Here is a 21,390-nt window from a genome sequence, read left to right as displayed (position 1 = left end):
GAATAAAATAATTAGTTATGAAGAAAGAAATTAAAATACTCGTGTTAACGGGGGGCATTTATTTATTGACGGAGGCTCTGACTTTTTCTTTGAGAGGAATTGATTTTAGCCTCAGTGCGATAGTAGGTTTTTTGGTGTATTTTGTTTTGACATTTTTTTGGTTCAGAAAATTTTCCTGGATACGGTTCAGGAAGTTGTTGCCGGTGGCTTTGAGTGGCTATTATTGCTTGTATGTTATAAACTTTGCTAACGACGGAATACCATCTTATTTAATCCCGGGATATTTGGATGAATGTATTCGTTTATTAGGTATTCTGTCGGGAGCTTTTTTGGTAAAGGGGAATAGGGTTAGCCGTGTTTTTATTGTGGTACTTGCATTGTTATTGCTGTGTAATATACCTTATTTATATGACGGTTATCGGAGGTATCTTTCCTATGGAACATTCTCGGGCAGGATGGATATTCCATTATCGGGACCTCTTTTGCTGGAGAATGAAACGGATACGCTCGTGATAGGTGAAAATGCGGGAAAGATATACGTGTTAGATTGTTGGAATACTCGTTGCGGGTATTGTATTCGTGAATTTCCCGAGTATCAGAAGTTTTTTGATAAATTCAAGGAGAATGACAGGGTTGAATTTTATGCGTTGAATGTGCACGAGAAAGAGATCGCACGTCATATTTATCTTTTGCCAAGCCAACATGGTTGCCAGGTTCCGGTGCGTGTGGTGCGTGACTCGGAAATGATGAAACGGTATGGTGTTGTTGGTGTTCCTACTTATCTTGTCATTTCTCCCGAGGGGCGTATCGTTTATCTCGGTGATGGTGGCGGGGCAGAGCGATTCTTGAAAGGGTTGTTACATGAAAATGAATAAGAAAAGATTCTGCATACAATTAATTGTTTGGATAGTTAGTGTGTCTACGCTTTTCTTGCGTTCCTCTTTATTTGTGGAAGAAGAGAATTCTCCCCAGCAATATGCATTTGTGTTGACGACGATTGTTGGGTGTCTTGTGTTTTCATTTCTGTCTTTAAAAAAGTTGTATTGTAGCATTTGTGTTGCATGGGGAGAGTTTTTTGTGTTGCTATCGGGTATTTATTTTTTTGTTCATATTTATTTTTTTGATAAAGTTCCGATAGGTTTTCTCGTGTTTTTATATGCTCTTTTTTGTTTGTATATTTTACTTCAAACTAATAAATGTTTGACTCCTTTCTCGAGAATTGCTTGGATTGTGAGTGTTTCGACTTTCGGACAGGCATTATTGGGAATATATCAATATTTTTTTACGGGGAAATCATTGCCTGTTGCGGGATACTTTGATAATCCGGCTGGTTTTGGGGCGACACTTGTTTGTGGTGTGTTTTTTACGCTCTACTTGATGCAATTGCGAAGATGCAGGCTAAAAATTATTGCTTGCATTTTACTTGTATTTCTCTTGTTCGCTTTAATACTTTCCGGCTCGAGGGCTAGTTATCTAGCATGTATAGGGGGAGTTGTTTATTTTTATTGGAATTCGTTTACATGTAAGTTACGAGGATTGAATAGATATAGTCGGCTGATTTTTATTTTTTTGTGTATATGCGTTATAGCCGGATTGTATTTCGTGAAGAAGGATTCTGCTGACGGGCGTTTGTTTATTTGGAGATGCACGTGGGATTTATTTAAAGAAAGACCGTATTTTGGATATGGGGAGCATGGCTTTACTGCTCAATATATGTTTTCTCAAGCGAATTATTTCAAAGGGCATGAAAATGGACACTTCGAGTTCCTTGCTGATAATGTGAATAATCCATTTAACGAGTATTTGCGTTTGTTGATTCAACGCGGTTTGTTGGGGGTGTTATTTACAGGTTTAGTTGTTTTTTGGTATTGGAAAAATAGTAAATGTTTTTTGAATTCCCGAAATAGAATACTTTTTTCATTATTGCTGGCTTTAGGAATTAATTCTTTTTTCTCGTACCCATTTCGTTATGTGTATGTGTGGTTGTGTTTGGTGATTATTGGAGCTTATATGGAACAAGGAAAAATTCTTGTTTGTTGTAGATTGAGATATTCTTATTTGTTTGTGGTAAATGTATTGATTGGTTTATTTTCAGTTTATTATTTATCTAAAAATATTTATGGAGAAGTGAAATGGAAACAGTTAGTTGCGAAAAATCAATTGAAAAAGAGTGACGCTTGCATTATACAATATGAAAAATTGTACGATATCTTGTATGGGAATCCTTATTTTCATTATAATTATGCCGTGGTACTCTTTGAATTGGAACACTATCAGGAGAGTAAACAAGAATTGAAGGTTTGTCAAGCGTTTCTTAATGATATGGATACTCAATTGTTATCGGCGGATATAAATATCCAAATGGGATACGATAATGATGGTGAAAACGATTTGGTTATCGCGAGTTATATGTGTCCGAACCGTTTTATGCCGATTTATAAATTAATGCTTTTATCGGAAAAGCGAGGTTATAAAGAGAAAGCGTATGAATACGCTAGAATTATAGCAGAGAAGCCGGTTAAGGTGCCTTCTTTTACGGTTACGCAAATCAAATCCCATGCATTAAAAAGGATTAGAGAAAAATAGACGTTGTTATTTTTATTTACCAAAATCGAATCTCTCCATTCTCGTATGTGAATATCCGTTCCTCGATGCCTGTGGTGTGGTTGTGGAGCCAAAGTAGGGCTCCTCGTGGAACGTTGTTGTATTCGAGAATGTAATCCGTGGCGATTTGTCGTCCGAGGGATTTCCAACCGTTTAAGTCGTGATAGAAAAGTTCATAATCATCTCCCGGGTAGATTCCGTTTCCGTCGCTTTGTGGTAAACAAATGATTTTTGATACGTGGGTTGGAGTGTTGAAATCAATAATCATTTGTTTATCGTGGTCGAGTGATGCGTAAGTTAGGGGATTGTTGTCGAAAGCTAAAGAATCCTTTGGAGTATCTGTTTGTGCTTTTAGTGTTTTCCCTTGGCTATCAAGGAAAGATAATTCTGCTATATATATAAAGCAAGGGGATGAGATGCGCCAATATCTGAATTTTTTGTCTGTTTCGATTTGCCCTCGGGCGTGGGTGATGTAGAGAGGAGAAAGTGTTGAAAGTAGGGTGTCTGAAATTTGAAAGTCATTGCTGTTAGAAGCCTCGATGATAATATTTTTTGAATTTTGGTTATAGAAATACAAGTCTTTGGTGAACGGGTATTTTCTTTTGATTATTATTTTTTGCCGTTGATTGGTGTCTGGAATTAAATATTTCGTTTCACCTTTTAGGGTGAACACGAATGGATAGTTGAGGGTGGACATTTTTTTTCCGCGGTAGTAGACAGGCAAGTACACAAGGTTTTTGCCGATGTTTTTAAATTTGATTTTGGATTCTTGAAATTTTTCGATGGCAACGGGGAGCCAAGAGAGATTGTTAAACACGCATAAATAAGCATGAAATGGTTGTTTGGAGGATTGTTCTGCGGGGAGGACGGTTGCATCCGAGGTGTGCATGTATTGGTCGCTGACATCTTTGAAAAAGGGATTCAAGAAGAAGTCTGGAATATATTCTCCTTTTTCGGAGAGGGGAATTTTGTTACGTGAATAGGTTTTTCGATAAATTTTAGTTGCTTTACGGTCGGTGGTGCCTCGTACTTCTGTGTTTTTAGATTCGGGAGAGAGCATTGTAATCCAATAGTGGTAGCCGTTTCGATTGGCATAGTGCGGGATACAGTCGATTGCGCAAGGAAGACTTGGTAGGTGGTAACTGAGATTTTCTTTTAGCGCACTATGGTAGCAGTCCAAATATATATTTTGGTGAAATATTTCGTGTACGAGTTGTCTGCTGGCGTTGTTCAAGGATAGGGAGGGAAAGGAGTAGGCGGATAATTTTGTTACAAGGTGTTTGGTGTCGTCTTGGCATTTGACGAGTTGCAAGTCATCATCGGAAATGAGTACGGAATCTATCCATAAATCCAGTCGTTCGTTCTCGAAGCGGTAGGGTAGGATGTATTCCAAGAAAAGGTCGAATGGAATGTCTTTGAGCCACGGGTATTTGTATAAACGCTCGAAGGATGCGTCAACGTGGCGGATGAGAAAATCTGCTTTGACGTGTTCCACATCTTCTTCTTTGTGGGAAACTTGGCGTATTTGGTCGATTTGGCTTAGCGAGATGTCAAGGGCTTTCTTTGCGAAATAGGAAGTCGTGTCGTCTGCATCTATTTTTGCCCGGTATTCGTTGATGAGGTTGCCTTGTAGCGTGTAGTGCCCCGGCATGTTGGCGATGAGGAACTCGGCGGCTTGCAGTTTTAGCGAGTCTGCGGGGTTTCGGGAGTAATGGTCAAGGACTTTCTCGAGTTCACCCCTGTTGTCGCCCGCTAGTTTCAGGGCTGTTTCTAACGCCTCGTTTCGGGTTTGGCAGGAGAAGAGGGCGATCAGGATGATACAGGTGTATATTCGTTTCATGGCATAAATCGTTTTACCGCGAAGTAAACAATTTCGGGGACATCATCCGCGTGAAAAGGTTGCGAATAGGTTGCGAGTTGCATTTATTTTCGGAAGAGCAACTCGCAACCTTTTTTTTCTTTTATTCGAGGGAAAAGTTATATTTTTACAAGCAGGAGCGAAAGGGCTTGATGTTTATGCCCGTATTTATAAAGATAAACCTGAATTATGAAAGTATATCGTCGTTCTTTTTGGAAAACATGTACATTTAAATATGGTCTTTTGCCAAGTTATATATTTCTTTTGTTGTTAGGCGGGTATTTGCTTTATGACGTGGAAATGTCGTTGGTGGTATGGCTTTATTTCGTAACTATTTATATTGTCGGGGGTGTGGGGATTGTTATACGGTGTTTTTATCTCATTTTGGCGGATGATAAATTAGTTGTGAAGAACAGATTTTTCCCTTTTTGGAGGGAAGGGTTTTATTATTGTAGTATAAAAAAAGTGTATATAGAACAGGCTGGTGTTATAGGTGTTTGTTATATTCAAGTGATTGTTCGAGAAAGTAAAAGGCACAATAGGAAGTATATTCTTGATTTCGTTGATCCTAAGGATTATAGCCAATTGGTACCGATGCTTGAAGAAAAAGGAGTGAATGTTGAAACTAAAAATCTTGTTCATTTGTTATGAAAGTGTATCGTCAATCTTTTTGGAAAACTGCTTTCGGACTTCCCGCTGTTATAGGATTTGTATATTTAATATTATTAGTTATTCCGTCAGGTATTGCAGAAGGTCTTTCGTGTTTGGAAATGGTGAAAATAGTATTTATAGCCTATTCATTTCCTTTTTGTATGGTTTTGTTTTTAGAATTCTATGTTATTTTACTTGATGATGTTTTGTTCGTGAAAAATACTATTTTCCCATTTCGTGAAAAGAAGGTGTATTTCAAGGATATAAAGAGAATAAATATTGTTGATCATGGAGGAAATGCAATACCTTATATGCAGATAATAACAGGTAAAACAAAACTGGTTTGGCGTTATTATTTGGATCGTGTAGGGCGTAAGGATTTGTCGGAATTGGTAGCATCTTTAAGAGAAAATGGTATTGAAGTTGATGTGGTTGGTATGGATGTGTACTCGTGAGGTTGGCGTGTACATTTATGAATGAAAGTTTAAGACCGTAATTTAATGACAATATGAAGATATTTCGTTGCTCTTTTAGGAAATCTGATGCTATATTTGAGGTGAAAGTTTTTGCAATACTTTTTACTTTATTGGGTATTCCTACTTTTTTTAGTGTTGAATTTAATGTTCCCGGTTTTTTATTTTTGGTTATATTTTTGTCGTGTATCGTACACATATTAATATCCCGATTTTTCTATATTATTTTGACAAATAATGAGTTGATAATAAAAAATGGGATTTATCCGTTTTGGAAGAAAGAAATTCGATATGTGGATATTGTAAAAGTGAGAATAAAATGGTACCAGGGATATCCATACATGAGGGTGTTTACTAAAAAGAACTCTAGATTATTCTGGCAATACACGCTTGCCCTTGTCGATACCGGGGATTACTTCACTTTAATTGATGCCATTAAAGCAGAAGGAGTGACGGTTGAAGTCGAATAGGTTGCGAGTGGATATTTATTTGTTTTTTTGAGAGGAATGGTTATATTTGGTATCATAAATGGGAGAAATGTCTTTTCCAAGAAGGATGTTGGCATGGAAAAGAAGTGAAATGAACGGTATGATTTATTTAGAATGTAGAAATGATATGTATTTGATGAATAGAAAATTGTTATTTATTACTATGATCGTTTTCCTTTGTGGCTGTGGAACGAAAGAGTCGCAAGACTTGATCTTGATGGTGCAGGAAGTGAAAACTGATGGACAACAAGTAAGAAAGTATCTTGATAAGGAAATTTATTTGGATGTAGATGTTCAAGTTCTTTCTTCGAGCATAGATACATTAAGTAGGTCAGCTGACGAAAATGATGAATTTAATAAAATGAAGGCTGTGCTATACCGGTTTTATAGTCATGTAAAAACAATAGATGGCAAAAATATTTGTTCGTTGAAAGATGCGCGTGAAATTAATATTTCAGAGAATCTTTTTTCAATATTATAAAAAAATCTGAAAGCTGGTAACGATTGGGTAGAGAGATGTAAAGAAGAAGGGAAAGAGGTAGTTGTGATGGAGGTTACAGATGAGTATTTAAATTCTTTATTGAAATAAAATTGCAATTCTCACGATCGTGTATATGATATTAAAAATGTATTATTGGCTTCTTGGCAAAGATATTGCTGAAAGGAATGTTATATTTTTGCAATATAGAAATAGCTGTTTCCGAAATGGCTGTTTCGGAACTGGTGGTTTCTGATGTAATCCATGGCAGATATGTAATAAAAAATGCCACATTTAGTGGCATTTTTTATTATATGAATTTCTCCCGGTGACGGGTGTTGTTCAGTCCGATGATGATAAAGAGGGTTGAGGCGATCAACATGTTTACCCGGCAATGGAAAACGGCGTTGAAGAATATCTGCGGGTTCTTGTCAACGGGAACATCGTAGGGGTTCAGGAAGATGTTCCATTGGCTGACACCGAGGCTGTTGTCCATCATGTAAAGGATGAGCCCGATGATGATGATGACCACGGAGGTCCCGTTGCCGTTCTTGATGGTGGTGCTCAGCATGAAGGAGAGCGTGCCGATAAAGAGGGCGGGAACCATTGCCTGAAGGGTCAGGTTCATCGGGGGGATGGACACGATGGCGAGGTCGGTGAGCACTGCCAGGACGAACGTGATGACAAAGCAGAGAATGTACGAGATCAGAAGACGGAACAACCATACTTTGTAGCTATAGTTGGGGATACCGAAGATGATCTCGACAATTTTGGCATCCTGGTCGTTTTGCAGCCCGAAACACATCGGGTAGAAGACAAGCAGGATACTCGGCAGCATCAGCATTTTGTAGGCGGTGGCTTGCGTGATTTCGTCGTCACCCAACAGGTACACCACCACGGTGATGATAAAGAACACGAGGGCACTCAACATGAAGTACAGGAATTTGTTCCCGAAGATGATCTTGATGTTGTATTGTACCAGTTTCTGTATCGCTATCCAAAATTGAACCATAATAGGGGTCGGTTTATTGTGTTATAATTTGTTCCTTGTTCTCTATCTTGACGGTTCTCAACAGCCACAAGTAAGAGTCTTCCAGGGCGGGGAGTATCCGTTCGGCGTTCTCGGCGGGCTTTTGCTCGCTGAGGCAGCGTACTTTGATGATGTCGCCCTGGCGGATGTGGTGAACGATAAGCAGGTCGGAGGGGAGTTTGGCAAAATCCCGTACCGGCACTTCGAAAGTCCACGTGACGTCCTTGGCGATATTTGCCATGTCGGAGGGGGTACCGTGGTATTTCAGTTCACCTTTGTTGATAACGCCCACTTGGTTACAAGAGCTGGCAATATCCTCGATAATGTGGGTGGAGAAGATCACGATCCGGTTGCGTGACAATTCCACGAGCAGGTTACGGAAGCGGATTCTTTCCCGCGGGTCAAGACCGGCAGTAGGTTCGTCTACCACGAGGATTCGGGGTAGGTTGAGCAACGTTTGGGCGATACCGATACGTTGTTTCATACCGCCGGAGAAGCCCCCGATTTTCTTGTCTTTGTTCTCGTACATGTGGACGGCGGAAAGCACCTCGGCAATCCGGTTCTGGCGTACCCGTTTATTGTAGATACCTTTCAGCAGAGCTTGGTACTCCAAAAATTCCCATGCCGTGAGGTTCTCGTAAGTGCCGAATTCCTGTGGCAGGTAACCGATCAAGCCTTGCAATTCTTCCCGCTTCTTCTGGGTGTCGATGCCATTGATAAAGATTTTACCGTAGCTTTGCTCGAAAACGCCACAGATGATACGCATCAGCGTGGTTTTACCCGCCCCGTTGGGACCGAGCAGCCCGAACATTCCGGTACGGATGTCCATGGAAACGGAACTCAACGCCTTGAACGGTTTCTTCTTCACGCCGATGAACGGGGCTTTGGAAGCCATCCGGAAGATGGTTTTCTTCAGCATCCGGAAACGGCCGTCGATCAGGTCGATATTGATATTCTCCTTGTTGATCTTGCTGGACAGGTAGCGTGCCGCGATACCGATATACCAGAACATCCCGAGGAAAATGGCTCCCCCGCTGTTGTCGAATTTCTTGTTCGACCAAACCAATATGGTTACAGGTCCAGCGTAGTAGACCGTTATAGCGACAATACGCAATACCTTAGCCGCGATAGCCCACCCGCGGTTTTCGCAGAAATCACGGATGATGTTTATGACGCCCAAGGTCATCATCCACGAGATAAAGGCAAAGATAACTGCCCACAGGAATAGTACTTGGTAGCTGAACGTGAAGTAATACATGAAGCCAAGGATGGGGACTGACCATATCAAGGGTTGCAGGTCTTTCCATTCCCTGTACAGTTCTTTCAAGCCTAAGCGTTCCCTGATTTTAAGCCCGGAAGTCCATTCCCGCTCGAAACGGGAGGGACGACCGTATATCTTCACGAGGTTACTTATCTTGATTTCCAGTTCTTCGTCGGCAGGAATGATATTGCTTTGCGCCCGGCGGAAACTATCCTCCAGGAACCACGTGATTCCCGGAACCAGGATAACACTCAGGATGAGATAAAGTATCCGGTCGAGTACCGTGTATGTCCAGAAGTAGACACAGGTAAGCGCCACGACGGTTAAAACGATTTGTATCACCTTCATCATCCAGCTTTGAGTACGCAGGCGGGCGAGTGCGTCTTCCATACCCGAGTAGAGGGTAGGGATAATGACCAGTGTCAGCAGGGTACTCATGGTGAGTCCGCCGATCACGGTGATAGCGAACGGGGCTCCCAGTCCGGACACGTATTCGCCCGTGCCAAGAGCCAACGGGACCATGGCAACGATAGTCGTGATTGCCGTGATCAGGATCGGTCGCAGGCGGGATAAGCCGGCGGTGATAATAGCCCTTTGTTTCCGGTTGCCCGTGCGGCGTAACAATGAGGTATAATCGATAAGGATAATACTGTTGTTTACCACGATACCGATCAGGATAATAAACCCGACAAAGACGTTGGCATTCATCAACGGGTTGCTTGTGAATAGCAGGGCAAGCAAGGAGCCGATTGCTGCCAGCGGAATGGTGAACATCAGCACGATGGGGGCAGTCACCGATTCAAACACGGAGGCAAGAATCATGTAGATAAGAACGAATGCCGCGAGGATAAGGAAGGTGAAATCATCCATTTCGTTTTCCTCGTGGATGACCTGTACGGCTATACCGGCAGGGACATCCAGACCTTGCACCAGTTCGTCAATTTCTTCCCGTGCCGCCTCGAGCATCGGTTTCGATTCGTTGATGTCCGAGTTGAAGGCGTAATAGAGATTAACTTCTTTCTCCTGGTTGATGCGGGTGATGTTCCCCTTGTCCCGTCCGAGGCTGATGCGGCTGAAATTACGCAATTCTACCAAGCCCTGTTTGCTGTTTGTGACTTGCATATTACGCAAGTCTTCGAGTGTACGGGTTTGGGTCGTTTTGTCCTTTTCGTCATAAGTGGCATCGCGGATGATGATATCGTATTCTTCATCTCCCGCTTTGTATTTTGTTTCGGTTTTACTTTCCGGTCCGAAATTACGTAGTTCGCTGCTCACGTTGTTAGGGGTAACTTCGTTTACACCCATCAAGTATTGATCGAAGAACATCTTTGCCACGGAACTTCCAGCTTGTGCGCTGACACTGGAATAGGAAATATTGTCGAGGTCTTCAAACTGGTACTTGAGGTATTCGGCAAAGTTGGTCATTGCCTCGAAATCCTGTCCCTTGATAACCACTCGCTCGCTTTGGCTCCCGATTCCCATCATGCGGAGCAATGAGGCGTTGCCGAGCATATTTCCGCCGCCGGCACCTCTCTCGGCACTTTCGGTTGCCTCGAGGCTGATCTGGGTGATATTTACTTTATTGGCAAGTTTCAGGACTTCGTCCTTGAGCTGCGGAATGGACTTTTTGTTGATTTTTTCAAAGTCATCTTTCAACCGGATGGTAAGGCGGCTATCTTCCTCCTCGCGGACGTTGGACGTGAAATACTCGATTTCGGGAACCTCTTTCAATTCGTCTTCAAACAGGCGAATCATATCGTCTATTCTCTGTAACGTGTATCCCGTCGGGGGAGTAATATATACCTCGAACGTGTTCGTGTGAATTTCCCGGAGGGTATTTAAGGTTAACGAAGTGGATAATACCACCGTAACCAGAAGTACAATGAGCGAGGCGATGATAACTTGTGCCGGGCGGCGAAGTGACATTTTCAATATAGCCACGTAGATCTGTACGAGGCGGTTGTGTAATGACAACTTGCTGAAGTTAACGTCATCCGGTTTTCTTTTTAAAATAGCGTTTATTGCCATCGGGATTAATAACAGAGCCACGACGAGTGATATCGTCAGAGTGGAAATGATAGATACCCCGATGTGTTCCCCGATGAGTTTTATCTCGTAGTGTTCGGCAAAAAGAAAGGGAAGGAATACCATGATGGTCGTTATCGTGGCGGCAAGGACGGCTTTCCATACTTCCGTGGTGCCTCGCACGCAGGCTTCATCCGTGGGCATGCCCGAGGCTTTCAGCCGATAGATGTTCTCCATCACGACAATCGAGTTGTCTAGCAGCATTCCCACGGCAAGTGCGATACCGGTGAGGGTAAGCGTGTTGATCGTGATACCGAAAAGGTAGAAGAAGTAGAATGATGAGAACACGGAAATCGGTATGGCGAAAGCGACGATAGATACTATATGTATCTTGCGCAGGAACAGGAACAGAACGAAGATTGCCAGAAAAGCTCCCGATATGGCGAGATCAACGATCTCGTCAATATTTTGGCTCATGATTTCTGCCTGGTCTTCCTGAATGTCAATGCTGATGCCTTTGGATGCAATCTCTCCGTTCAGACGGTCGATTTCAGCCCGTACTTTTTTGGACAGTTCGATCACGTTGGTCAATGGCGATTTGTAAAGCTGGCAGGTAACGACTTCTTTCCCGTTTACACGTGAATAGGAATCTTCCTCCTTTACGCCGAAATGAATATCCGCGATGTCTTTTAACTGGATGGGACCCTCGGCTACAACAATGCTTCCCAGGTCTTCGGTGGCAAGGTATTCGGCAGTCACGTTGACAAAATAACGCTTGTTGTCGTTGTACACGGAACCGGCGAACTGTTTCTCTGCCAGGTTGGCGGATATTTTGCTCCCGATCGAGGAGGGCGTGAGATTCAACGCTTTGCACCTTTCCAGGTCGATGATGATCTCGATACTTTTCTGGCGACCACCGGAAATACGAGCCTCCGCCACGCCGTCAATGGTTTCGAGATAAGGCAAAATATCCTTGTCCACGATGTTGCGGACGTAGTCCACGTCGTCTTCCCCGAGGATTTGCAACTGCATGAAATTGTCGGTTGCCGAACTTGTAGAGGCTTTGCTTACCGTGCAGGTGAATTCTTCGGGTATGTTCTGGGAGATACTTTTTATCTTTTGTTCCAGTTGCAGGAAAGCGTATTTCAGGTCGACGTCCTGTTTCATCGAAATCCTGATACTTACTCCTGACGAACGGATGTAAGTTTCTATTTTTTCCACCCCGTTGAGCGAACTGATAGCTCCTTCTACCGGTATGGCGACATGATTTTCAACGTAGGTGGGATCGAGTTCAATGTTCGAGCGCGTACTGATGCTTACCCCCAACATCGGCAGTTCGGCGTTGGGGAATATTTCCATGGGGAGATGCTTCTGGGAGAAGATTCCCATAAGAACCAGCCCGAGGAATAACATCGAGATGAGAACTCTTCTTTTTATAATGGTCTTCATGACTTCTTTCTATCAATAATGTAATACACGCACGGAATAACGATCAAGGTCATAATAGTAGAGGTCAAAAGCCCCCCGATCACCGCGAGTGCCATGGGAGAACGGAGCGAGGCTCCTTCGCCGAACCCGAAACACATGGGAAGCAATGCCAGTATGGTGGTGGCACTGGTCATGATGATCGGGCGCACTCGGTGTTGGGCTGCCATCTTGATGGATTCTTCCAGCGGGTGACCTTCCGCTTTCAGGCGGTTGATTGCATCCACGAGTATAATAGAGCTATTCACGGCAATACCGGCAAGCATAATGATTCCGATAAATGCCATCATGTTGAGCGTTTGTCCCGTGAGGAGGAATGCCCACACGCAGCCTACTCCCGCCAACGGGATGGTCAGCAGGATGGTGAACGGGTGGCGCAGGGATTCAAATTGTGCTGCCATCACCATGTAAACCAACAGGATGGACAGGAATAACGCGAAACCTAGTCCTCCGAAGGATTCCTGTCTTTTCTCTTCTTCCCCGGTGATCTTTGCCGTGTATTTTGCCGGGAATTCGACTTCAGCCAGTTTTGCACGCACGGCAGGTGTGATATGGCTCAAGGTGTACTCTTTCTCTATCATAGCCGTGATCATTCCGGTACGGCTTTGATTTACCCGGTTAATTTCCCGGGGTGCGGAGGTGATCTCGATGTCGGCTATTTCACCGAGGCGGTATTTCTTCTCTCCTTGTATGATTTCAATCTGTTCGATTTCGGCAAGGGAAACCTCGGGAACTTTGATACTGATGTCTATCGTTTCTCCCTTGTTCTCGTAAGTTCCGGCATCTTTACCATTCAGTTTATCACTTATCTGGGTAGTGACATCGGAGAGGTTAATGCCGTAAATACCGCTTTTCAGACGGTCGATTTTAACATTTACCTCGGGTGCGCCTTGCTCCATGGAGGTTTTAATGTCATAGATTCCGGGGATGCCCGAGATTTTTTCTTTAATGGACGAGCATAGTTGGTTCAACTCGCTTAATTCTTCTCCCTTGACTTCGATCACGAGGGGAGCCCCTTCCGTGCCGAGTATGCTCTGGAGGGCGGATTCTCCTTTTTCGTAGGAGATTTCAACACCTTCAGGGAGTTGATAATTTTCGTTTATGTTCGTGATGAAATAATCGGCATCCAGTTTAGAGTCTTTCTTGATCTTCACGGTAACTTGTGCCTGGTTGTCATTTTCCAGTTTTCCGCCACTATTGCTTTCTAGGTTGGAAGGACCGACTTGGGTGTAAATCCATTCGATGTCTTCCCCGCCTAAGGTGCGTGCGGCTTCTTCTATGGTTGCCACGGCATTGTCCGTGCTTTTAAGCCGGGTGCCCGGTTCCATGGTGATTAGTACCGAGAAGTCTTTGGATTCGGCTTTTGGCATAAACTCCATCCCGATAAATGGAAGCATCATGTAAGATATTACCATTAAAATCAAGGCGGCTATTATAATGGCGTATTTTACTTTCAATACCCGTCCCACGAAGTTGCCGAAGCCTTTTATCGTGATGGCATGGCTTTTCACGCTGTCTTTTTTGCGCAAGAATTTTGATACCAGCATGGGAATGAATAAAATGGAAACGAAAAGCGAAGAGAGTAGCGAGAAGCTGACCGTCCATGCCTGTTCCTTGAATAATTCGCCCGCTGCTCCCTGCAAGTAGACGATTGGGAGGAAAACCACGATGGTTGTCAACGTGGAGGCTGTGATAGCCCCGGCAACCTCCGATGTCCCGCGTACTGCCGCTTCCGTCGGCGAGAGATGGTTCTCTTCCATGTTTCGGAAAATGTTTTCCATGACCACGATGGCGTTATCCACGAGCATTCCCGCTCCCAGCGCGAGTCCTCCCAGTGTCATGATGTTTATGGACAGCCCGTTGAAATACATCAGGTTGAACGTGGCAATAATGGAAATCGGGATGGAAACACTCACGATAAGAGTCATGTTCACCCGTCGCAGGAATAGATAAAGGATAATCACGGCAAGCAGGATACCCATTAATGCCGAATCTTTTACCTCGTTGATGGAACTTCCGATGAAGTCACCCTGGTTGCTGATCACGTGAAATTCGTATCCCGGCAGACTCTTTTGGAAATCATCGAGTTTCGTGATCAGGTTATCGACTGCGTCGACGGTATTGTATTTGTTTTCCTTGTAAATGCTGATGCCTAGGCAACGTTCCCCGTTGTAACGGGCGATATTTTCGGGCTCCTGGTTACGAATGCTTACCGTGGCAACGTCTTTCAGGTAGATGGGCGCTTTCGGTTTGCTTGATCCAGTGGTGGATTGCGTGGAGGAACTGCCGGAAGATGAGGTCGTGTTTTCCTTGAAAGCGACGATGATGTTTTCGATGTCTTCGATACTGTTGATGAGGTTAACCCCTTTCACCGTGTATTGAATGTCGTTGTCCGTGATGGTTCCCCCGGACACGTTCTGGTTCAACGAGGTGATTTGAGAGGCAATCCCGTCAGCCGTTAGTCCGAAGGCTTCCAGCATATAAGCATCCGTGGATATTTCTACAATCGCTTTTTCCTGTCCGCTCAGTTGTATGTCGGCGATACCGTCCACGCGCACAAGCTCGTTCCGCATATAGTTCTCGGCAATTTTGCGCAATTCGTTCATGTCCTTGATCTCGTTGTGCGAGAGGGCAATGGTCATGATCGGGCTGGCGTTGGCATCGTAACGGGTGACGTTCACCTCGTCGATATTATCTCTTTGGGATAACGAGGAGAGCGCACGTTGTAAGTCCAAGAAGGCTGCGTCCATATCCTGGTCCCAACCGTATTCGACCGTGATCTTGGAGTAACCTACCCTGCTGATGCTGTACACGCTTTGCACGCCTTGTTGCCGTGCCGCCGTGGATTCGACGTCTTGCGCGACGAGTTTTTCAACTTCTTCCGGTGGTCTTTGCCCGCTTTTTACTTCCACGTAAAGGGCGGGATTCTTCAGGTCGGGGAAAAGGTCTGTCCCTAGTTTATTATAGGATATCGTACCCAGTAAGCATACCGCCAGCGTGAGCATTAGCACGCTCACCGGGTATTTTACTGCAAATTTGGTGATACTGTTCATCTCGTTTTATTTCATGATTTTTACTTTGCCTCTGTTTCTCAAGAATTCGTGTCCTTTGACCACGATCTTGTCCCCTTCGTTCAAGCCTTCCACGACCTCGATGTAGCGGTCGTCGCTGATGCCTGTCGTGATGTATTTCTCCATGGCACGATTTTGTTCCACCGTGAACACGTTGCGTGCTCCCCGGCGGGCGTTGACGATGTCCTTGGGAATAAACAGTACGGAGTCTTTTTGCAAAGTAATAATCTCACCTTTGGCGAACATTCCGGGACGTAATTTCAGCTCCGGGTTGGTTATGGTGATGTATCCGGAGAATGTACGGGTTTCCTCGTTGATAGCCGGGGATAATTGCGATACGATTCCGGATAGGGTATCTGATTTTATATTGTAGTTTGTCACGAGTACTTTTTGTCCGACTTTCACTTTCTCGATGGCGTTTTCCGGGAGAGCGATTTCCATGTACATCTGGCTGTAGTCCATCAAGCCGACCATGGTTTCCCCGGAAGCAACATCAACTCCCGGCGTGAAGTACGGGAGGGAAACGATCACGCCCTTGAACGGGGCTCTAATATTCATTTTCTCCAGTTCCGTGTTCGCGGTTTCTATCGCGGCTTGTGCTTGGATATAACTGCTTTCGGCGTTTAACACGTCTTTTTCGGTTGCTCCTCCTTTATCGTACACGGCTTTTTGTCCTTCCCATTCTTTTTTTGCAATGTCGACTTGCATTTTTTTGGTTTGCATCGATACGCCGTTCTCGTGTTCTTTATTGTTCAACTTAATGATAACAGTTCCCGCCTCGACAACATCACCCAATTTGTAGGGACGTTGGGTCTTGGGGTTCGTCTGTAGTTCATATTTCCCGATGATCTCTGATTTTAGTTCCACGGTTTTACTGGCTTTTGCCGTTCCCGTGGTGGTGGTCAATTCCCTGATATTGCGTCGACCGACTTCCGATAGCCAGACCGGAGTTGTCGTTTCGGAAGAAGAACTCGAGCGTTGTTCGTTACAGGCGTTTAGAGAAAAAGCGAGTAAAATGAACCCGATATATTTTATTGATTTATTTGTAGCCATAGTCGTTATATTTTTGATGTTTTTATTTTAGCAAATCCACGGGTAAATAAGAGGTATTGGTTTTAAAATCCCACAAGGTTTGGATTTTCAAATCCAGTAATCTTAGTTTATAAGATATAATAGCATCCGTGAGAGCGTTTTTGGCATCGGTGAGCTGTGTTTGTTGATTTTTTAATTCCATTCCCGACAGAGAACCGCTCCGGTATTTTTCCACATTAATATCGTATGTCCTTTCCGCGTTTTTAACTGTTTGGCGGGCAATCTCGATTTGTCTTAAAAGTTTAGGCAGTTCCCGGCATAATTGGCGAATATCAAGAGTGATGGATTTTCTTTCTTCTTCGTTACTGATTTCTGTGCTTTCATTGGCTAGTTCCGTGCTTCGTATGTTTGCTTTGCGGGCACCCCAGTCGAAGATGGGAACCGTCAACGTGACCCCGACAGTTTCGTTGTCGTCAGGTTTTGAAAAAGCACCCTTAAATTTACCGCCTTGTCCCACTAGTCCTATTCTGGCCGAGATGCTACCTTTAAATTTATTATTATCCTTGGCTTCAATCAAGTTGAATATACCTTCTTCAATAGCAATTTGTTGATTCCGGATCTCTAGTCTTTGGTCTAGTGCGTATTTTACAGCTAAGTTCGGATCAATGTTAACAGTTTCGATCTGAATATCAGGCAATATGCTTATATCTATATCTAATGGTAAACCCAAGGTTTGTTTGAATTGGTCTTTCGTGTTTTCGTAGGACATTTCCGTATCTGCTAGAGAATTCTCGTTGGATGCGAGAGTAACTTCTGCTTGAAATAATTCTTCTTGAGGGATAAGTCCTTGTCCGACTTTATTTTTGACCATTTCATAAGTTTCTTTTTGACTTTGGAAGGCATCCCGGGCAGTGACAAGACGTTGATATGCCTGGTAAACGCCATAAAATGCGGCGGTTACATTTTTTTCAATATTCAATCGCGCTAAAGCATACTGGATTTTCGCTTTTTCCAAGTTGAATTCCAATGTTTTCAATCGGATTTTCGTCTTGTTGTACGTGAATATCGGTTGTTCCAGTTGGAGGCTAAGATTGTTCGTGAAAGACGTACTTTTATTCCCGAAGGATTGATTATCGTTGTCTTGCCAATTGAAAGAATTACTAAGTGATATCGTTCCATCTGTCCATTTTATAGGCTGGGAAATTCTAAAATCCCCCCCGGAACTCATCGATTTTTGCGTGTACCATTTTGTGTTATAATCATCAAAAGAGGTACTTCTCGTGTATTGAAATGGATTTAGATTCAGGCTGAATTGCGACTTTAACGATGCTTTCTGCTGGATGAGGGCGAGTTCGCTCTGTTGTAGGCTCATTTTGCTTTGGATGATAGATGGGCTCTGTTGATAAGCGATCTCCAAAGCCTTTTCCAGCGTCAAAATCTCTTGAGCGGACGTTGTTCCCGAGAGAATTAGCAAGATCCCGGAAATGATCAACGATAATGACGTACGTGTTTTCATAAACTGTTATTGTTGTTATTTGTTATTACTCGTGTAAACCCATTTTATAGCGTCGGCAATGATGAATTGGCGAGGTTCCGAGCCTTTGTCGCTTAGGGTCACTTTCGTATCTCCCTTGGAGAAATAGAAACTGCCCAGGGATACCCATCCGCTGGGGCTTCTGCCTCCTGTTTCGATGGATACTTCCTCTTCGCCGTCATCGTGTTTTACAATATAATATTGGTATTTTTTGGGTTGTTCGCCTTGCCTCCACATCATCCTGTCCATGTTCGCCGAATTGTAGACGAAAACTTCGTAGAAACCGGGGATTTGAATTTGCGTGTTCCATTCCGCCTGGTTGTTTCCACTTCCCGATTTCTTGTACATGGCGCTATTGATGTAGTCCCCGTAGTAATTTGTTCCGACTGTGGCAGTCCATTTGCTTGGGGGTGACCAGAAATTCAAGTTTTTATATTTATCCTCGTCTTCCTTTTTAAATAAGGACTGCAAGGTATTCTTTTGGTTCGATTCGATGACACGGAATCCCTTGTCCTCGTTATCCACGATGATTTCTTTCGGGTTGAAGGCGAAGGCAGCAGAACTACCCTCGAAAATCCCGGTAGTCGTGTCGGTAGTCGTGGTCGTAACCTTTGGGAAATTGTACATGATGTCGCTCGGTAGATTCTGGGCGATATTCGTGTTGATTGTCAGGTTGCTCGGGCGGTCGTCACAAAGTATTTTAATTTGTTTGTAGCTCCTTGCCCCGATCACGAAGTTCTTGGGCGGGTTGGCTTTCATCTGGGCGGCACGTCCTCTGCCTCCTCCTCCTCTGGGACCCCCTCGGAAACCACCTTGCTCGACATTGACGGAGATAATCCCGTCCACGTTCGTCGGGTTGTAGACTTGGAAATGTACCATGTATTTCGTGTACTCGTCTATGGTTACCTCGTCCGCGTCGATTCGTTTCACGATGAATAGAGGTGTCGTGTTTATCGTGTACCAGCTGGGGATGAAGTCCATCAGGTTGAAATGGAATTTACGGATAAACTCGTTGTTCAGGCGGGTGAAGTTGACCTCCTGGAATTTGTATTTTTTCGAAAAGTCGGACATGAATTTCGTGAAATCTTCCGATGAAATCCGGGAAGTAATGTAATTCCGCAGGTACAACCCTTTCAATTTCATCATTTCGTAGAAGACTTCCGTGGAAAGCGAGTTGTCCAGTACGGCTTGTTCAAAACTCTTCCCGTTCAGGTATGCCGAGGCTCTCTGGCTGTCGCCCATGCCCGAGAACATCCGCCACCATCTCCGCATGGGATTCGACTCTTCCTGTTTCAACATGGTGTTTATCACGATGTCTATGATCGGGAAGTCCTGCGAATAGATAGAATTCGCGTAATTGAAGTACATGGACGAAATATCGTATTTGTTCAGTTTGGAAGTACCCGACCATCCACTGGTAAACATATTGACGAAGGAATTGCCTTCTTCCTGGTAAGTTTCTTCAGATTGGAATACACTGCGTATAAAATCCCGGATGGTGTTCATTTCAAAGTCAACATCTTCCGTCATGCCTCCCCGCGGGTCGTTGCGGGACCATTCTTTCATTCTTTTTATGGATGCCTTGAAATCACTGCGCGGTAGAGTGGCGGCAAGCTCCGGCAAAAACACGATTTCCGGTTGCAACTGTTCGCTGTTGCCTTTCCAGTTCCGCACGTACCCGGCATAGGAAACGGGTGTTTCCGCCAGCACGAATTTGGAGAACGGGTATTTGCGTCCCTTGCGCATCTCGTACTCTGTCTTTATATCCAAAAGGAAATCTGCCAGCGTGTCTGATACGTTTGGAAATTCTTTCGAGAAATAGTCGTGCCCTTTAAAGTTATATAATTCGATTTGCACGGAATCAACCGTGATGCTTTTCTTCTCGTAATCCCCGATTGCCAAGCTGATTCCCAGTAACGGGTCTACATTGGCGAACGAGGTAGTATCGCCTGTTTGCGAGAAAGTCCCTTGGGAAAGAACAGTACGTTCCTCCGGGTTGTACACTTTCAGCGAGAAGGAGGCAAAATTCTTCCTTATATTATAGGGTGCCTCCGGGTTCACGGGAGGGAATGTCGTCGGGTACCAGAGGCACTCCGGCGTCAGCAAGGTGAATTTGTCGAGCACGTAAGCGTAGTTTTTACCGAAACGAAGAATACTATTCCCGTTTTGTGTGTCATAATATTCTTCGTCCGTGATATCCAGGTAACAAATATTTTCGTCTATCGTGCCTTTGTAGCTGATTTGAAACTCGGCTATTTCATACGGGCGAAGTTTGTAATCTGCCACGATCACCTGGGCGTCCCGTTCGAACGAAACGTCTTCGCCTTTGCTTGTCAACTTCTCGACTTTCAGCGACGGGTTCAGGTACAACAACACCGTGTTGATCGTTTTGTGATTCCGGTTCTGCACGGTCAACTCAGCCGTGACCATAATTTCTTTGCTGTTTTGAGAATACGTGATATTCTCGTTCAGCAGGTTGACCTTGTCCGAGGTATTGTACTTTTGGTATTTCTCGGAATACAAGTGTCTTTGGTTGTCGATGTGGTGGTACGTGGAATAATAAAGGTATCCGCATCCCAATCCCACGATGGTGATTATGCACCCGACCCCGTTGAGCAAAATGTTCTTCCTGGGGTGCAGGGGAAGGCGGTTGACCATGGCTATCGTGAAAGAAAGCAATCCCATCCCCACGAACAGGAACGTGAAACGCTGCGTGAGATAAGGAGTCAGGTTCGTGTGCCCGAGAACTTCCGAGAACATATTCGGCACGGTAAGCGCGAAAAAGTCAAAAGTGCCTTGTTCCACGCCTCCCAGGTACAGGAGTGTGCCCCCGATGAATCCCAACATGATGATAAATGTCACAGCCTGGTTGCGCACAAGACTCATGAGCACGAAGGACAGACCGAGAATAAATACCAGTGACGGGATGGATAAGGTGAGCAAGTAGAAAATATAAGGGAAAAAGGCGAATGGAGAATCACTCGCGAAGACGTGTATAAAACCAGCGATGACTAACGCAATAATGTTTAGCGACACGAATACCCGGATAATCCCCCACGTCTTCCCGACGATATAGTCCGCGTTGCTCATCGGGCGCACGTAGATCACTTCCGCCGTGTCGAGTTTCTGGTCTCTTTTCAGGAAACTGCCCGCCAGGAATATGGCTATGATGGACTGGGCAATATTGAAAAGATAGATGTTGACAAACGGGATCGACGAGGGCATGGCGATCATGCTCCACCTGTACCAGCCGAAAATGTTCGATTGCAGGCTGATTTGGAAGAAGACAATGATTAAAAGGGATAAAACGGCAAAGATCCGGAATAACCAGCTCCGGCGCAATAGTTTGGTTTCGTATCTTGATATAGTGCTAATATTGTGAATATTCATCGCTGATTTT

13 protein-coding genes are annotated in these 21,390 nt (G+C 44.2%); 6 read left to right on the top strand and 7 right to left on the bottom strand.

Annotated elements, in window-relative coordinates; translation table 11 throughout:
* Positions 1–17 precede the first annotated feature (17 nt).
* Both BN8899_RS08090 and BN8899_RS08085 read left to right on the top strand, forming a co-directional pair.
* Positions 18–875 carry a TlpA family protein disulfide reductase gene (locus BN8899_RS08090; protein WP_065219037.1) on the top strand — a complete coding sequence of 286 codons (858 nt, stop codon included), beginning with the start codon at positions 18–20 and terminating at the stop codon, positions 873–875.
* The gene (locus BN8899_RS08085) at positions 862–2,586 is read left to right on the top strand and encodes an O-antigen ligase family protein (protein WP_065219036.1); all 1,725 of its coding nucleotides are present in this window, start codon (positions 862–864) and stop codon (positions 2,584–2,586) included. Before BN8899_RS08090 ends, BN8899_RS08085 begins: the two co-directional genes overlap by 14 nt.
* A gap of 16 nt (positions 2,587–2,602) precedes the next feature.
* Here BN8899_RS08085 and BN8899_RS08080 read toward each other — a convergent pair whose 3' ends face one another.
* On the bottom strand, positions 2,603–4,444 hold the full coding sequence (locus BN8899_RS08080; protein WP_065219035.1) for a hypothetical protein: 1,842 nt from the start codon (positions 4,442–4,444) through the stop codon (positions 2,603–2,605).
* Positions 4,445–4,651: 207 nt separating this feature from the next.
* Here BN8899_RS08080 and BN8899_RS08075 point away from each other — a divergent pair, with 207 nt between their 5' ends.
* The 4 genes from BN8899_RS08075 (at position 4,652) to BN8899_RS08060 (ending at position 6,555) form a co-directional block, all read left to right on the top strand.
* Positions 4,652–5,113, top strand: a complete 462-nt coding sequence (locus BN8899_RS08075; RefSeq protein WP_018338061.1) for a hypothetical protein — start codon at positions 4,652–4,654, stop codon at positions 5,111–5,113.
* A complete protein-coding gene (locus BN8899_RS08070) occupies positions 5,110–5,568 on the top strand; it encodes a hypothetical protein (RefSeq protein ID WP_065219033.1) in 459 nt (152 codons plus the stop codon). Before BN8899_RS08075 ends, BN8899_RS08070 begins: the two co-directional genes overlap by 4 nt.
* Positions 5,569–5,621: 53 nt before the next feature.
* The gene (locus tag BN8899_RS08065; RefSeq protein WP_065219032.1) at positions 5,622–6,056 is read left to right on the top strand and encodes a YdbT family protein; all 435 of its coding nucleotides are present in this window, start codon (positions 5,622–5,624) and stop codon (positions 6,054–6,056) included.
* Positions 6,057–6,165: 109 nt separating this feature from the next.
* Positions 6,166–6,555 (top strand): hypothetical protein, encoded by a 390-nt coding sequence (locus tag BN8899_RS08060; RefSeq protein ID WP_065219031.1) that lies wholly within the window; start codon positions 6,166–6,168, stop codon positions 6,553–6,555.
* Between the two features lie 307 nt (positions 6,556–6,862).
* Here BN8899_RS08060 and BN8899_RS08055 read toward each other — a convergent pair whose 3' ends face one another.
* Genes BN8899_RS08055 through BN8899_RS08030 form a run of 6 tightly spaced genes read right to left on the bottom strand, consistent with a single transcriptional unit; the run spans position 6,863 to position 21,380 of the window.
* Positions 6,863–7,564 carry a hypothetical protein gene (locus BN8899_RS08055; RefSeq protein ID WP_065219030.1) on the bottom strand — a complete coding sequence of 234 codons (702 nt, stop codon included), beginning with the start codon at positions 7,562–7,564 and terminating at the stop codon, positions 6,863–6,865.
* Positions 7,565–7,577: 13 nt separating this feature from the next.
* Entirely contained in the window at positions 7,578–12,317 is a 4,740-nt protein-coding gene (locus BN8899_RS08050) for an efflux RND transporter permease subunit (RefSeq protein ID WP_065219029.1), read from the bottom strand.
* A complete protein-coding gene (locus tag BN8899_RS08045; RefSeq protein WP_065219028.1) occupies positions 12,314–15,406 on the bottom strand; it encodes an efflux RND transporter permease subunit in 3,093 nt (1,030 codons plus the stop codon). Before BN8899_RS08045 ends, BN8899_RS08050 begins: the two co-directional genes overlap by 4 nt.
* A 6-nt stretch (positions 15,407–15,412) precedes the next feature.
* Positions 15,413–16,477 (bottom strand): efflux RND transporter periplasmic adaptor subunit, encoded by a 1,065-nt coding sequence (locus BN8899_RS08040; protein ID WP_018338070.1) that lies wholly within the window; start codon positions 16,475–16,477, stop codon positions 15,413–15,415.
* 22 nt (positions 16,478–16,499) lie between these two features.
* Positions 16,500–17,972 (bottom strand): TolC family protein, encoded by a 1,473-nt coding sequence (locus tag BN8899_RS08035; protein ID WP_065219027.1) that lies wholly within the window; start codon positions 17,970–17,972, stop codon positions 16,500–16,502.
* A 15-nt stretch (positions 17,973–17,987) separates the two neighbouring features.
* Positions 17,988–21,380: a golvesin C-terminal-like domain-containing protein gene (locus BN8899_RS08030; protein WP_148375327.1), complete on the bottom strand. Its 3,393-nt coding sequence runs from the start codon at positions 21,378–21,380 to the stop codon at positions 17,988–17,990.
* Positions 21,381–21,390 lie beyond the last annotated feature (10 nt).

The sequence above is a fragment of the Butyricimonas sp. Marseille-P2440 genome, assembly GCF_900091675.1.
GTDB lineage: Bacteria > Bacteroidota > Bacteroidia > Bacteroidales > Marinifilaceae > Butyricimonas > Butyricimonas synergistica.
The sequence above is the reverse complement of the archived record's forward strand: the minus strand, read 5'-3'. Positions and strand labels throughout refer to the sequence as shown.